Origin of the sequence: Marinobacter manganoxydans MnI7-9, assembly GCF_000235625.1 — a bacterium.
GTDB classification, from domain to species: Bacteria; Pseudomonadota; Gammaproteobacteria; order Pseudomonadales; family Oleiphilaceae; genus Marinobacter; species Marinobacter manganoxydans.
In genome coordinates this window covers 1-14,621 of sequence record NZ_AGTR01000053.1, presented here as the reverse complement: position 1 = coordinate 14,621, position 14,621 = coordinate 1, and the positions used below count along the sequence as shown (strand labels likewise).

Annotated in this window: 18 protein-coding genes; 11 read left to right on the top strand and 7 right to left on the bottom strand. The window is 56.3% G+C overall.

What is annotated here, in order from left to right:
- Positions 1 to 101: 101 nt before the first annotated feature.
- Positions 102 to 542, bottom strand: coding sequence for an Hg(II)-responsive transcriptional regulator (gene merR / locus KYE_RS12095; RefSeq protein ID WP_008173749.1), 441 nt, complete (start codon positions 540 to 542; stop codon positions 102 to 104).
- A 73-nt stretch (positions 543 to 615) separates the two neighbouring features.
- Here merR and merT point away from each other — a divergent pair, with 73 nt between their 5' ends.
- From merT to merA, 3 genes are all read left to right on the top strand, one after another.
- Positions 616 to 966 (top strand): mercuric ion transporter MerT, encoded by a 351-nt coding sequence (gene merT, locus KYE_RS12090; RefSeq protein WP_008173743.1) that lies wholly within the window; start codon positions 616 to 618, stop codon positions 964 to 966.
- 14 nt (positions 967 to 980) lie between these two features.
- Positions 981 to 1,277, top strand: a complete 297-nt coding sequence (merP, locus tag KYE_RS12085) for a mercury resistance system periplasmic binding protein MerP (RefSeq protein ID WP_008173740.1) — start codon at positions 981 to 983, stop codon at positions 1,275 to 1,277.
- A gap of 86 nt (positions 1,278 to 1,363) precedes the next feature.
- Entirely contained in the window at positions 1,364 to 2,770 is a 1,407-nt protein-coding gene (merA, locus tag KYE_RS12080; RefSeq protein WP_008173739.1) for a mercury(II) reductase, read from the top strand.
- 33 nt (positions 2,771 to 2,803) lie between these two features.
- Here the strand turns inward: merA and KYE_RS12075 are convergent, their stop codons facing one another.
- From KYE_RS12075 to KYE_RS12060, 4 genes are all read right to left on the bottom strand, one after another.
- On the bottom strand, positions 2,804 to 3,553 hold the full coding sequence (locus KYE_RS12075) for a TVP38/TMEM64 family protein (RefSeq protein ID WP_008173737.1): 750 nt from the start codon (positions 3,551 to 3,553) through the stop codon (positions 2,804 to 2,806).
- On the bottom strand, positions 3,531 to 3,716 hold the full coding sequence (locus KYE_RS12070) for a hypothetical protein (RefSeq protein ID WP_008173735.1): 186 nt from the start codon (positions 3,714 to 3,716) through the stop codon (positions 3,531 to 3,533). Before KYE_RS12070 ends, KYE_RS12075 begins: the two co-directional genes overlap by 23 nt.
- Positions 3,717 to 3,749: 33 nt before the next feature.
- A complete protein-coding gene (locus tag KYE_RS12065) occupies positions 3,750 to 6,236 on the bottom strand; it encodes a heavy metal translocating P-type ATPase (protein WP_039882017.1) in 2,487 nt (828 codons plus the stop codon).
- Positions 6,237 to 6,306: 70 nt separating this feature from the next.
- Positions 6,307 to 6,708, bottom strand: coding sequence for a MerR family transcriptional regulator (locus KYE_RS12060; protein WP_008173731.1), 402 nt, complete (start codon positions 6,706 to 6,708; stop codon positions 6,307 to 6,309).
- A 235-nt stretch (positions 6,709 to 6,943) separates the two neighbouring features.
- On the opposite strand from KYE_RS12060, the gene KYE_RS12055 reads away from it, so the two are divergent.
- The 8 genes from KYE_RS12055 (at position 6,944) to KYE_RS12020 (ending at position 12,722) form a co-directional block, all read left to right on the top strand.
- Positions 6,944 to 8,317 (top strand): multicopper oxidase family protein, encoded by a 1,374-nt coding sequence (locus KYE_RS12055; RefSeq protein ID WP_081467537.1) that lies wholly within the window; start codon positions 6,944 to 6,946, stop codon positions 8,315 to 8,317.
- Between the two features lie 426 nt (positions 8,318 to 8,743).
- The gene (locus tag KYE_RS12050) at positions 8,744 to 9,127 is read left to right on the top strand and encodes a hypothetical protein (RefSeq protein WP_008173725.1); all 384 of its coding nucleotides are present in this window, start codon (positions 8,744 to 8,746) and stop codon (positions 9,125 to 9,127) included.
- Positions 9,128 to 9,238: 111 nt separating this feature from the next.
- Positions 9,239 to 9,523, top strand: a complete 285-nt coding sequence (locus KYE_RS12045) for a hypothetical protein (RefSeq protein WP_008173724.1) — start codon at positions 9,239 to 9,241, stop codon at positions 9,521 to 9,523.
- A 99-nt stretch (positions 9,524 to 9,622) separates the two neighbouring features.
- Positions 9,623 to 10,132: a DUF411 domain-containing protein gene (locus tag KYE_RS12040; protein WP_008173723.1), complete on the top strand. Its 510-nt coding sequence runs from the start codon at positions 9,623 to 9,625 to the stop codon at positions 10,130 to 10,132.
- A 10-nt stretch (positions 10,133 to 10,142) separates the two neighbouring features.
- Entirely contained in the window at positions 10,143 to 10,997 is an 855-nt protein-coding gene (locus tag KYE_RS12035) for a WD40/YVTN/BNR-like repeat-containing protein (RefSeq protein WP_008173722.1), read from the top strand.
- Positions 10,990 to 11,427 (top strand): c-type cytochrome, encoded by a 438-nt coding sequence (locus KYE_RS12030; RefSeq protein ID WP_008173721.1) that lies wholly within the window; start codon positions 10,990 to 10,992, stop codon positions 11,425 to 11,427. Before KYE_RS12035 ends, KYE_RS12030 begins: the two co-directional genes overlap by 8 nt.
- A gap of 69 nt (positions 11,428 to 11,496) precedes the next feature.
- A complete protein-coding gene (locus KYE_RS12025) occupies positions 11,497 to 11,973 on the top strand; it encodes a hypothetical protein (protein ID WP_008173720.1) in 477 nt (158 codons plus the stop codon).
- A gap of 26 nt (positions 11,974 to 11,999) precedes the next feature.
- The gene (locus KYE_RS12020; RefSeq protein ID WP_008173719.1) at positions 12,000 to 12,722 is read left to right on the top strand and encodes a cytochrome c biogenesis CcdA family protein; all 723 of its coding nucleotides are present in this window, start codon (positions 12,000 to 12,002) and stop codon (positions 12,720 to 12,722) included.
- A gap of 253 nt (positions 12,723 to 12,975) precedes the next feature.
- Here the strand turns inward: KYE_RS12020 and KYE_RS22165 are convergent, their stop codons facing one another.
- Both KYE_RS22165 and KYE_RS22160 read right to left on the bottom strand, forming a co-directional pair.
- On the bottom strand, positions 12,976 to 13,185 hold the full coding sequence (locus KYE_RS22165; protein ID WP_413540227.1) for a hypothetical protein: 210 nt from the start codon (positions 13,183 to 13,185) through the stop codon (positions 12,976 to 12,978).
- A 109-nt stretch (positions 13,186 to 13,294) separates the two neighbouring features.
- Positions 13,295 to 13,813 (bottom strand): lipid A deacylase LpxR family protein, encoded by a 519-nt coding sequence (locus KYE_RS22160; protein ID WP_254775559.1) that lies wholly within the window; start codon positions 13,811 to 13,813, stop codon positions 13,295 to 13,297.
- Between the last annotated feature and the right edge of the window lie 808 nt (positions 13,814 to 14,621).

Genomic DNA, 14,621 nt, shown 5'->3' with positions numbered 1-14,621 from the left:
CAAGATGTTGGCGGCGCACATAAGTTCCTCAGAAGCTTGGGTGTGGGGACTATCCGGGGATAAAACATCCGCTCTCCCTCGAGCCCTCAGTCGAGTGAAAATCATGTTCTTTCACGTTGATCGTTTCCCCCATTGCCCCCCTCATGCAATGATGCAATCAATGGGCACGTAATATTGTCCGGATGGGCATGGCACTGCTCAACCATCTCGCCCAGTACCTTCTCGATTCTCCCCAGTTGGTCGATTTTCTCACGCACGTCCCGCAACTTGTGCTCGGCCAGAGCGCTGGCCTCCTGGCAGTGAGCGCCATCTTCAAGTTGTAGCAGGTCACTGATTTCGACAAGACTGAAGCCCAGCTGCTGAGCCGTTTTCACGAACATTAACCGCTCGATATCAGCTGGACCATAGCGCCTAATACCACCTGGAGGACGTTCCGGCTCCGGTACTAGACGTCGCCGCTGGTAATAGCGGATTGTCTCGACATGGACGTTGGCAGCCTTCGCCAGGCCACCGATGGTCAATGAATTCGCTTTATCCGGCATACCCCTTGACTCCGTAGCTGACTACGGAAGTAATCTTATCTCATCGAATGAAACCATGAAAGGTGTCAGCGTTATGTCGAATTCCAAATCGGGGCGTGTCCCCTTGGCTGCGGGAGGTATTGCGGGCCTTTTGGCTTCGGCCTGCTGCCTCGGACCGCTGGTACTTGTCGCGCTGGGTGTCTCCGGTGCCTGGATGGGCAACCTCACGGCTCTTGAACCTTACCGCCCGATTTTCATCGGCGTTGCATTGGTGGCCATGTTCTTCGCCTGGCGTCGAATCTTCCGGCCAGTGGAACAGTGTCAAACCGGTGAAGTGTGTGCCGTACCACGGGTGCGAACGGCTTATAAGGTGATCTTTTGGGCAGTAACGGCACTGATACTGGTCGCCCTGTTGTTTCCCTATGCTCTTCCTCTGTTTTATTGAAAGGAGATTGTCCCATGAAAATGCGCTTTGCCATGACGTTGCTTTTCGCCCTGCTCAGCATGCCCTCTTGGGCCGCCATGCAGACAGTGACGCTTTCGGTTCCGGGGATGACCTGTTCCGCATGCCCCATTACCATCAAGCTGGCCTTGAACAAGGTGGACGGTGTTTCACAAGTCGACGTGAGCTATCCGGATCGAGAAGCCATGATTACCTTTGACGACACACGAACATCGGTGGAAGCCTTAACCCAGGCAACGGGCGATGTCGGCTATCCCTCCACCCTGAAATCCCTGGAAACGGACAGTAAGTGAGTTGTGATAAAGGACTCCAGGCGCCCTCTGTTACACGCGACTCGGCGCCTGCCGTGACAATGCCCCAGTAATTCAAGGAACTCGGAATGAATAGTGACAAAAACCTGCATATCGCTGTGATTGGTAGCGGCGGCGCAGCCATGGCGGCTGCCCTGAAGGCCGCGGAGCGTGGCGCCCGCATCACCCTGATCGAGCGCGGCATTATTGGTGGTACCTGCGTGAATACCGGCTGCGTGCCGTCGAAAATCATGATTCGTGCCGCGCATATCGCGCATCTGCGCACGGAGAGCCCATTTGACGGGGGCGTCAGCGCCCAGATACCGAAGGTGGACCGGGCGAAACTGCTTCAGCAACAGCAGACGCGTGTCGAGGAACTGCGCGACGCCAAGTACGAAGGGATTCTGCGCGACCAGACGGCAATCACGGTCCTGAACGGTGAAGCCCGGTTTGTCGATGGCAATAACCTGGTGGTCCAGTTGAACGAGGGCGGCGAGCAGAACGTCCATTTCGATCGCGCCTTTATTGGCACTGGCGCCCGCCCCGCAGAGCCGTCGATACCGGGGCTGGCTGAGACGCCTTATCTCACCTCCACCAGTGCGCTGGCATTAATTACTGTGCCTGAACGGCTGATCGTTATCGGCGCCGGTTTTGTTGCCCTGGAATTGGCTCAGGCGTTCGCCCGGCTGGATAGCAAGGTCACCGTGTTGGCCCGCAGCCGCCTGCTATCCGGTGAAGAACCCGCCGTCGGTGAGGCCATAGAGGCGGCGTTCAGGCGCGAGGGCATCGAGGTGCTCAAGCAGACCCAGGCCAGCCGTGTGGACTATACCGACAATGAATTCGTTATCGAGACCAATGCCGGTACCTTACGAGCTGATCAACTGCTGGTGGCGACCGGCCGGATACCCAATACCGAAAACCTGAACCTGGCGGGCATCGGTGTGGAAACCTCCCGTGGCGCGATTCAGGTGGATGGGCAACTGCAAACCACGGTCCCCGGTGTCTATGCCGCCGGTGACTGCACCGATCAGCCGCAGTTTGTCTACGTCGCCGCTGCCGGGGGCAGCCGGGCTGCGGTCAACATGACGGGAGGCGAGGCCACCCTGGATCTCAGCGCCATGCCGGGGGTGATGTTTACCGACCCTCAGGTCGCCACAGTTGGCCTGACAGAGGCCGAAGCGCTCAAGCAGGGCTACAATGTGGACACCCGTCTGCTGGATCTGGAAAACGTGCCGCGAGCGCTGGTGAATTTCGACACCCATGGCTTTATTAAGATGGTGGCCGAGCGCGATTCGGGACGCTTGCTGGGGGTGCAGGCGGTAGCCGGGGAAGCCGGTGAACTGATCCAGACGGCAGTCATTGCACTTCGGTCACGGATGACCGTGCAGGACATCGGCGATGAACTGTTTCCTTATCTGACCATGGTGGAAGGCCTCAAGCTCTGCGCGCAAACCTTCACCAAAGACGTGAAACAGCTGTCCTGCTGTGCGGGATGAGTATTTGCCAAGGCGCCTTCAACCCAACCTCTATCATGCAAGTTCGGACGCTTTCTGGTGCCTTAGGCGAGCCATGAGCAGCTTGGCAACAATCGGTAACAGGGTAATGCCACTGACCAGGATCAGAAGCCCGGTCACCACCCCGGACTCAGATGCCATGAGCAAGCCACCAAACGCTGTGATCAAATACGCTGTCGGAATAACACCGGCCAGAGTTGCGACCACGAATCGCCAGAACGCGATCGGTGTCAGGCCGGCTGCATAGCTGACGGCATCGAAGGAGATAAAGGGCACCAATCGCGACGCAAAAATGACAAGCATCAACCCGCCCTGGGAGCGGTCCTTGCCCAGCCAATTCAATACCGGACGTACCCGCCTCCAGCGATGGATAACGTCGTACCCCAAGGATCGAGCAATGGCGAAAGCGATCAGTGCGCCGGCCTCAGCACCGATAACTACGATGACTGTTCCCCATAGCGATCCATAGGCCGTACCGGCAACCATGGCGATCGGGGCGCTGGGGATCGGGCTCAGGACAATGGCCGTGATCATCAGGCCAATGATACCCACCGGCCCCCAATACCCCAGTTGGTCAATCCATTCCGACAAGGCCGCCTTGTTGGTCACGGTGGTCAATGCTCCGGTCTCCAGCATGACCCAATAGATCGCAGCCAGTGCAACCAGCAAGAGCAGAACCCCGACTACTTTTGCTTTTGCGTTCGGTCTAACTCCCATGCCTGCCATGGGTACCCGATGAAATTCATGGTTCAGGGTGGTAGTCATAGTCTCCTCTGGCGTTCTTACTCGCGCGTCCAGAATCGTCCCTGTTTTTCGAAAACAGGTACTTGCCGAGGGCTGCGACGCCAAGTACCAAGGCGACGATGAGCAAAAGGGATATCAACCCCCTTCCCGCCATTCCAAACATGCATGCCTCATTCGTCATCATGTCAATCTCCTGATTCTGTGTGTGCCAGGCCTCTTACGAGACACTGGCCTGTGCGGCTCCGCTTTCGCTGATACTGCTCTCCACGGAGCTTCCGCTATCGGATTTGAACCGGCCCAGTCGGAGGGAATTGGTCACCACAAACACACTGGAAAGGCTCATGGCACCCGCAGCCAGCATGGGGTTGAGCAGATAACCGGTAAACGGGAACAGAACACCTGCGGCCACGGGGATCAGTGCCAGGTTGTATCCGTAGGCCCAGACAAAATTGCCAAGAATCGTTTTGCGGGTGCGCCGGGAGAGCGCTGCAGCATCCACGATGCCCCGGAGGTCGCCGCGCATCAGAACCACGTCGCCGGCCTCGATGGCAATGTCGGTACCGGTGCCGATGGCGATACCCACATCGGCTTGCGCCAGGGCCGGTGCGTCATTGATACCGTCACCCACAAAAGCAACCCGGGCACCTTCCTCTTGCAGGCGCTTCACTTCGGACGCTTTCTGGTCCGGCAATACCTCCGCAAGCACCCGTTCGATACCGGCTTGCCGCGCAATCGCCTCGGCGGTGGCGCGGTTGTCACCGGTGAGCATGGCCACGCTGAGCCCTGATGACTTGAGCGCAGCAATCGCTTCCACCGAGCCGTTCTTGAGCGGATCGGCCACGGCAATCAGCGCGGCGAGGCGTCCGTCGACGGCAACATACAGCGGGGATTTGGCTTTTTCAGCAAGTGACACCGCATCGTCGGCGACGCTGGCCAGGTCGATACCGAGGCGGCGCATATAACGGTCCGCGCCCACATTGATCCGGCGTCCGGCCACCTGTGCCTGGATGCCGTAGCCCGGCTCCGCCTGGAATTCACTGATCGCGGGTAACGTGAGGCCCCGATCCCTTGCGCCCTTGACGATGGCTTCCCCGATGGGATGTTCACTTTCGGTCTCCACAGCCGCAACCCAGGCCAGGACCTCATCCTCGCGGCCTTCCACCAGTATGAAATCTGTCAGCTCAGGCTGGCCCCGAGTCAGGGTGCCGGTTTTATCGAGGACGATGGTGTCCATCCGAGACAGTGTCTCCAGGGCCGCGCCTTTGCGGAACAGCACGCCCATTTCGGCGCCCTTACCGGTTCCGACCATAATGGCTGTTGGCGTAGCCAGTCCCATCGCGCAGGGACAAGCAATCAGCAGTACGCTGACCGTCGTGACGAAGGCAAAGGACAGGGCCGGCTCGGGCCCGAAGCTGAACCAGGTGATGAACGTCAGAATCGCGAGCACAATCACAATGGGAACGAAAATTCCCGCTATCTTGTCGGCCAGCGCCTGAATCGGGGGTTTATCAGCCTGGGCCGATTCCACCATTCTGATGATCTGTGCCAGAACGGTGTCCGCACCGACCCTCGTAGCCCGGAACGTCAGGGAACCGTTCTTATTAATGGTTCCACCCACCAGCTCGGCGTCTTTCTGTTTGGCCACGGGAACGGGCTCGCCGCTGATCATGGACTCGTCCACGTAGGATTGGCCTTCCTCCACCACGCCATCAACAGGAACCCGCTCTCCCGGGCGCACCTGGATACGGTCACCAGGTACCACGGCTTCGATGGGCACTTCGACGGCTTCCCCATCCCGAATGACACGGGCGGTCTTGGCCTGCAATTGCAGAAGTTTTTTGATTGCCTCCGACGTTCGGCCTTTGGCGACGTGCTCAAAGTAGCGTCCCAGCAGAATGAGCGTCACGATTACTGCCGCTGCCTCGAAATAGCTTTCGGCGGTACCGGCGGGAAAGAATCCTGGAACCAGCAGTGCTGCGACGGAGTAGAAATAGGCAGCGCTGGTGCCGATCATAACCAGGCTGTTCATGCCAGGATTGGCATGGCGCAATTCAGTGTACCCGGACCGGAAAAACCTCAGTCCGGCATAAAACAACACCGGCGTGGTTAGTAGCCACTCAATTGCCATCCATCCCCGATGGGGTAAGACACTGACATATAGAGCCTCAAGAGCAGGGATCATTTTACCCATGGCAATCAGAACAATCGGGATAGTCAGCGCCGCAGCGAAGAGCACTTTCCGGCGGAGGTCGATGCCCTCCCTGTCCTGCTCTTCCGTTTCGCTATTGGCGTCCGGCTCCTGAGGTTCATACCCTGCGTCGCGGATAGCCTGATGAATTCGCGGCACTGACAAGGTGTCAGACAGGAACTCCACAAACGCTTTCTGGGTAGTCAGATTGACACTGGCCTTGACCATGCCGGGTTGCTTGTTCAATGCCCGCTCAACCCGGGATACGCAGGAGCCACAGGTCATTCCGATGACCGGAATTTCAGCCGACTGTACTCGTGGCTGATAACCCGCCTCCTTAATCAAGTCGATTAGCGTGGCCGGCGTGGCCGGCTGGTCAAATTTCACGGTGGCTTTTCCGGTCGCCAGATTCACCTGGGATTCCGCAACGCCGCGCTGACCCATGAGCGCCTTTTCAATCCGTCCGACGCACGAAGCGCAAGACATTCCATCAACACGAATCTCTATTCGTTGCATACCCGTTTGGCTCCTCGGCACAGATAACTGTGTGCCTCTAAATCAATGCATCCGCAGGCGATTGCCAGCTTCACCCTTGCTGGGCTATAGCTTCAACAATCGGGCAGCCATCCATCGGCCCCTCACCGGAGCATTCCTTCAGTGTTTCAGACAGGACGGCCTCGATGCGGGACAGACTCTGAATCTGATGCCGGATTTTTTCCAGTTGCTTCTTTGCAATTTGCCTGGCCTCGGCACGGTCGCCATTGGCGTCCTGAAGCATCAGGAGTTCGCGAATCTCATCAAGGGTGAAACCCCATTGCTTGGCGTGGATGATGAATTGCAGCCTGGCGATCGCATCCTCGGGGTAACGACGATAATTCGATTGGTTTCGGGCAGGCTCGGGCATGAGATTTTCCCGCTCGTAAAAGCGAATGGCATGGCTGGCCACGCCGCTTTTATCAGAGAGTTCGCCAATATTGAACGTTTTCATTCTTGCACCTCAAAACAAGTGATCAATGACTGATGCCAACCATAACCTTAAAGTGAACTTTAAGGTCAAGGCATTTTTTCATGCTTTGTCAGACCGGTGGCGGTACACCAAACTGACCCAAGGTCCCCCGTTTTGAGTCAAGTGGGGCGAAAAGACGGAGACACTGTAATGAAGGGTTTTGAAAGGCTGGTTACGCTGATGTTAGGACTTTTCCCGTCCCTTTTCGCATTCGCTGATGGGCCCGGGCGCCCCCAGTGAAGTGTGGCGCTACAGGGCGGAATTGCTGAAAGGTCCAAAAAACACAGTCTCCGAAAATCCGGACAGTTACCTCGGCCCAACGATCCGGCTACGCCGCGGCCAAACCGTCAAAATCCATATTCACAATGAGCTGCCAGAGGACACCACCGTCCACTGGCACGGACTTCACGTGCCGTCCGACGTAGACGGACAGCCAAGACTACCGATCCGCCCAGGCGAGACAATGACTGTTGGCTTCGAGGTATTGGACCGGGCCGGACTGTTCTGGTACCACTCTCATGCCCACGGCAAGCAAGGTGGTCGCGTAGGATTTCAAAGTTACGCAGGGTTGGCCGGACTCCTGATCGTTGAAGACGAGGAAGAAGCGGACCTCAAATTGCCGTCGGGCGATAACGAGCTGCTGCTGGTGCTTCAGGACCGCACCTTTGCTGGTAACAATGAACTGGTTTACATGGGCCGTGGCATGGGGTCCATGATGGACCGTATGCACGGTTTTCTGGGGGATAGAGTGCTGGCTAACGGGGCGCCTCCAACCACCCGCAAGGTTGCCACCCGCCCCTACAGAATTCGAGTCCTCAATGGGTCCAACGCCCGCATCTACAAACTGGCCTGGAGCGACGGGCGACCTGTCACCGTTATCGGTGCAGACGGCGGCCTTCTTCAGGAACCGGAAGACAGGCCTTACGCCGTGCTGGCTCCGGCTCAGCGGCTTGATATATGGGTCGATCTTTCCGAGTTCCAGCCGGGTGATACGCTGGAGCTTATCAGTGACCGTTTCCGGGCAGGCATGATGAGCGGAGGTATGATGGACGGAATGGGCATGATGGGCAGCAACGCCCTGCCCCTTGGCAGCCGATTCCCCTTGGCCAGGCTGGAGGTGTCCAAGTCATTAAAGGCCAGCGAACCTTTACCGGCACAGCTAGGTGTGCAGCGGCAAAAAATACCGGTAAACAGCAATACGCGAATCCGGTCGTTCGAGTTAAGCCCGGTGATGATGCGGGGATTTGCCATGAATGGCCGGCGGTTTGACGGAACGAATGTTGCTGATGACGAAAAAGTCCGCCTTGGTGACACGGAAATCTGGGAATTCCACAACAGCACACCGATGCCTCACCCGATGCATATTCATGGCTTGCAATTCAACGTTGTAGGGCGACGAGGCGGCAACTCGGACAGTCTACAGCAGGGCCTGGTAGACAGTGGCTGGCACGACACGGTTCTGGTTATGCCTCGTGAAACGGTTCAGGTGGCGATGAAATTCGAGCGCTTTGACGGCCTTTACATCTACCACTGTCATAACATGGAACATGAGGATGCAGGGATGATGCGCTATTTTCAGGTGCAAAGCTAAGCGCTACCAGTCTCCTTGGTCTGCTCAACCGTTGTCACCGAGCCCGAATATCACCAGCTGTTCCCAGCCAAAGGTGAGTCCCGCGATGACCCCGAAGGCGCCAAACAACCACCAACGCCGTGGCCCTGTCAGCAAACCCACCGGTCCTCCTCTCATTATCGTCCCTCATTTTTACCGTGGTTGTTGGTTGCTCATTTTCACCGCTTATGCGGTAAACAGTTGCAGTTGAGCATTTTTGAGAAAATAACGTTGAAGCACGGTTTAAGGTCAAGACTTTTGTCAGAATGGTCAAAGTGAATTCACCTTGAGCCTTTGGATATCGATGGCGTTGTGTCATTGAAATAAAAACTGCTAGGATTTGGTGAACTGAAAGTCGAGCTGTGTGTCACAGCGTTGAACCTTTACAGCTTGGTGCTTGGAATCAGGATGACCGCAACAACCCGCCAATTTATTTCCGCGCTGCTATCACTGCTTCTGGTGATAAGCGGACCGGCATTGGCTATGTCCAAAATAGCGGACAGCGACGCGGACACTGCGATGCCGGATTGTGGTTCCATGATGATGGCTCAGGCTGAGAGCGCCGGCTCCTCAACAGACACTGAAGCGGATTGTGCCTCAGCCCCTGACATGGCCTGCCCGAGCGCCAGTGGGCTGATCAAATGCGGGGTCAGCGTCAGCGTTGCCCTGTTACCGGGGGATTCCATCGGTTTTACCGATACGGGCTCCCACCCGGTATTGACCGCACGATCAACCTTCTACCAGGATCCGTTCCTGGCTTCTATTACGCCCCCTCCAGAACACCACTCCTGAGTTTTAACCCGGATTTTTGCCTCTAGGAGGCAAGCTCTTTAACGTTAATTCTTACAACAAAGTCTCGTACTTCCGTCCATCCGTAACGAGACTTTAACTGGAGTAAATCAAATGCGTAATTCAAAAATCAACCTCACCGTAACCGCCGCCGTTCTGGCAGGCAGTGTTGCCCTCTTCTCTGCCGTTGCCCACGGCGAAGGAGCCGGCATGATGGCCGGACATTCCGAGCAAAATGGCATGATGTCCTCGCAAGGCATGGAGGGTATGGGCGGCATGATGGGGATGATGTCCGATATGTCCCCAGAAGACCGCAAAGCCATGACCGAAGCGTGCATGAAGATGATGCAGGCTCATGGTGGCGATGGCATGAAAGACAAAGACACCGGCACCAAATAACCATTTGGACACCCTCATGAACTGAAGCTATGGGCCGGGGACGCATGTGCATCCCCGCGCCCTGCACTACATGTAAGCGATTCCAACCGAGGATTTTCCATGAAGACCATGAAACTCGCCCTTTATACGGGTATAGCCGCTGTCGTTATCGGCGCTGGCACCACCTTGGCCATCCAGACCAACGAATCTGACCAGTCATCGGTTGCGCAAGCCGAGAGTGGAAAGACAGGTCAGGCCATCACCATTTACAAAAGCCCCAATTGCGGTTGCTGCCAGGACTGGGCCGAGCACCTCGCGGCCAATGGCTTTGAGACCCGCATCGTTGAAACCAACAACCTTAATGAAATCAAGCAAAAGTACGACGTACCCCGAGATATGGCGTCCTGCCACACTGCGCTGATCGGAAACCTGGTGATTGAGGGCCATGTGCCGGCCAATGACATCGTCGCCTACCTTGAGGACCCGCAGTTCAATACGATTGGGCTATCAGTGCCGGGCATGCCCCATGGCACCCCCGGCATGGAAACCGGCCGGAAGGACGATTATCAGGTCATCGCTTTTAACGCCAATGGCAAGCAGGGTGTTTTCCGTGAACACAAGGATTACTGAGGTCAGCCCCATGAAAGCGAAGGTTTACCGCCTGAATTCTGGCGTTTCCAGGCTTTTCCTGTTCGCGTTGATTGCCGTCATGCCGGGCCTGGTTCAAGCCCAGTCTGCGACTGATGGCCAAGCAGTGAAGGCGCTGACGACTGACGCCTCCGGCGCCCTACTGGTGCTTCGGAATAGCGGCCTGCTTGCCGTGGAAGGCCAGAGCACTACCGAGATCCCGCTGCCACCGTCCGATTCCGGCGCTCCCCCTCGGTCCATGGCAAAGGGCGCGGACGAAAGTCTGTACCTGGCAGGGCCTGGCCTTGGTATCTGGCGCTATGACAACGCCAGCAAGCGCTGGCAATCCCTCAATGACACCCTGCCGGATCTCGGAATCACGGCGATTGCCGCCCACGCCACCCAAGCCGAAACGCTTTACGTCTATCTCGGTGACGGTGGCATGTTCCGATCCAGGGACGGCGGTGCCGAATGGGTGAAGGTAGACAGTGGCCCCCGGGAGCCGGTGCAGGCATTCCTGCACTCGGATATGCCGGGCAGTATGGAAAGTGGCTGGCTGTTCGCTGGCACCACCCGCGGCGTTGCCCGCTCCATGGACTGTTTCTGCTTCTGGGGCGATGCCGGCGAATTACGAGGGACTGTGACTGCTATTGATTACGATCCTTCTGCCCCGGAGAACGTCTACGCCGTGATCGAGGGGCAACTTCACCACAGTTCGGACGGTGGCGAAACCTGGGCTGGCCTTAAGATACCCGAGCCAGTCACCGCTCTGACATTCTCACTCAAGGAAGGACTCGTGGTGGGCACAGAGGATGGAGATCTGCTTTCGCAGAACGCCTCTGGCGAATGGGTACCTGTTCATGAATAAGTGGTCTTTCCCGCTGGTCTTGCTCGTTGCCCCGGCCCTTGTGGTGGCGGGGGGCGCGCCACCAAACAGTGACAGTGGGCCGACCGAGGTGGCCGAGGGTCGCCAGATTTACGAGCAATACTGCGCCGCCTGCCACGGATGGCAGGGCGAGGGTGCTGCCGACTGGACCAAACCGGATGAGAAAGGCGAAATGCCCCCGCCACCGCACGATGAGACAGGCCACACCTGGCGCCACAGCGATGCCATGTTGTTCAGGATGATTGCCGAGGGCTGGCGACATCCCTTCAATAAAACGGATAGGCTGACGATGCCGGCGTTCAAGGACATCCTCACCGACCAGGAAATTCAGTTGGTGATCGAGTACCTGAAAACGCTATGGACGGAAGACCAGCGCCGTTATCAACGGAGCGAAAGTCAGGACGTTAATTAGGCTGAGGGTCCTTCCTGATTTCTCACGGACACCAGACAACACTCACGCTAGATCTCGGGTAACTCGAAAATGTCGTTGAATCAGCACTTCAAGAAATGGTCATGGTTATTCGGTATCGCCGGTTTCAGTCTGATGGTCGCTGCAATTTTCGTGCTGCCGCAGTACCTGAAGCCAGATCTGGATGCCGGTGTCACTTTTTACGCCACCGAGGGATGCGCACCTTTCAAGGGTCAGTGTATCGGGCGAAAGGACAATCAAGCCATCACAGTCGGTTTAGGTAATGAAGCCATCGAATCTATGACAGAAATTCCCATTCGTGTGCATCTCGCTAACATGACAGCAGACTCCCTAATCGTCGATTTTGAAGGGCTTGAAATGTACATGGGCGTGGTCCGCACCCAGCTGGTACCGAATGCCCAGGGCGTCTACCAGGGAACCTTTACCCTGCCGGAGTGCGGTACAGGCAAAATGCTATGGCGGGCACGGGCCATTATCAATAACGGCAGGTCCAGGGAAGGCATCAAATTCGATTTCTGGGCAATTTGACAGACTCACCGAACTTGGAGGGCTAAATGCCTGATCTTGCAACTTGGGGAATTGCCGCCGCGTTTGCCGGTGGTCTCATATCGTTTTTTTCACCCTGCACGCTACCTCTGGTTCCCGGCTACCTGTCGGTCGTGACTGGAGGTGCCCTGACCGAGGCTTCGAATCGGTTGAAGGCCCTTTGGCTGAGCCTGTGTTTTGTGATGGGGTTCAGTCTGATCTTTATTGCCCTGGGAGCAAGCGCAAGTGCTTTAGGGCAATGGTTGATGGCCTATCGTGAAGAGGCCAACCTGGTGGCCGGCGTGCTCATCATTCTAATGGGTCTGTTTATGCTGGGTTGGTGGAGCATGCCGGCGTTGCAGCGCGAATGGCGCATTGGACAGTCACTAGAAGGCGGACGTCCCACTGCCGCCTTTCTTCTGGGGATAGCATTTGCCATCGGCTGGACACCCTGTATAGGTCCCATACTCGGGGCTATATTGGCGCTCAGCTCCACCCATGCCAACGCCGAGGCAGGTATGTTGTATCTTGCTGCCTATTCGTTAGGGCTGGCTCTTCCCTTCCTGGGAACTGCCCTATTCATTGAGCACTTTCGCCGACGAGTGCGCTGGTTCAGTCGCTGGAGTCGACTGCTGAGAGTGTTTGCAGGCCTGGTACTCGTTGTCATGGGCGTGTTGGTGCTCACCGGTCAGATGACTCTATTCGCGTCATGGATGTTGTCGACGTTTCCAGTTCTTGGAAGGCTTGGCTGAGCTTCCTACAACCAAACTAACGAGAACGGTTCACGGATTCATACTCAAATACTGCGTATGAACAGCTTTCATGAACAAATGGGGCTGCCTTTTCGTTAATGGTTTTGCATTGCCGAACCATTGAAGCGGTTCATCGTTCTTCAAGACTGGATCAAAAACCGGCTCGCAGTGGAGAGTCGCGAATGTCCGCTTTTGTTTAACAGCGGGAACAAGCGCCACCACATCCCGTAAGCAACGGTCAAAACCGACCTTTCTATATTGCCCAAGAAACTGACAGTGTTCCAAAGCTGAAGTTGTCTTTATGGCGCTCGTCTTCGCTGGTCGAGGCACGCAATGTGACCGCGGCCAGCAGGTGATCCCACTGCCAGATAGCGCCCAGACCAAGCCGACCAATCAGCGGCCCTTCGTCGAAACGATAAGCCCCGGCATTGTCGTCGATGTAGGAATAGCCTACATACTCCACACCCAGCCCCACATATACTGACCAGCTACTGCCTGAATCCTTGAACGAGCCCGGCAAAGCGATGGTTGAGGATGTACCAGCGTAGTCCGGATCCGATCACAGACAAACGCTATTCAATGTTGCCGCCCTGCCCGAGTTGCAGGAGTTTTCGGCCATGCGCAGCCTGTATGCCACCCACCACATCGGTTCCAAGCTGATTCCCCCACCCTTGCGGCTTGTCGCTTCCCGTGGCTTTGTGCACCCATTTCTGAACCGACTCGGCACCGCTTTCGGGCCCAATAACACCAATGTGAGCACCAAAGCCGGTAATCGTATCGGCGTTCCAGCTCCATAGTGTGCCGCTGAGCGACAGGTGGCCGGCATAGGGAATGTCGTCGAACTGCGGATCTTCAACCGTAATATCTTCAGGCGTAACCATGAATTGCCGCAAACTCAGGCTTACCGCCTGCTTTGAATCAGCAGTTCCAATACCTGGCAGAAAGCGCAGCTCATCACGCAGAATCCGGGCAAATCTTGCCGACTTTCCATCGTTCTCGTCAGCGGTGTCTGTCAGATACGAAAAGCGTACCCCGTTTGTATAGCCGCGATCGGTTCCGGTAAGCAGGTCGTTATCCCAGGACAGGTTCACGACTTCAGCCTTCAGGCTGGTTGGGAAAACACTAATGACGAAAAACAGCAGGAGGGCACATCCGCAGCGACAACTCAAATCCAGTCTCTCCGGTTGATACAAGAGTTAACAAGCATGGCCTATGTCGAGTCATACCGTTACAACGGCCACTCAATCAGATGTGCAGACTAAGTCGCTTTCCCTCGCTTTTCTAGCTCCCTCCCATCGACGCAGTCAGCTCTTCCGGATTAACGTGCCGCCGGACGAGATAAGAACACCCGATTACTTGGAAAAGTTCAGCTGTAGTCAATCGACCTGACAGATACTGGCTCTTTAGCTATTGGTAGTCTGAACTCTACACTAATCGCCCCGAGTGTCAGCTGTGGTTGCCGAATCCCGCCCGTTACTCTTGATAACCTCTGATGCGGCCAACCCTTGACTGTTAACGAGTGCCGATGGGTGATACTCTCTCGCAAAATATAGCTTTCTACAGGCGGACTCTCGGACTATCCCGCTCGACAACTGTCCAATTTCGGACAGTTAAAACCAGACATTTTTTCTGAGCTTGAAGTTCGCATAGTAAACTGTAAAGCTAGAAATTAAGCAGCTGGGGCAGTGGTCATTCTGTCCAGGTAGAGCCATCTCCAACCTGACAAATGCGTGCCCAAACTTGGGATAAAACGTGTAACTAGCGGTGTTAACAGAACTTTTTTGAACTTCCGTCCAGCCTGCAAGTTACTGACGAACAACGATTTAGACCCACCGACCTCACTCCAAACCGACCCCAATCGGCGCCCTCCGGAGGCAGAGGTCAGAGGTTCGAATCCTC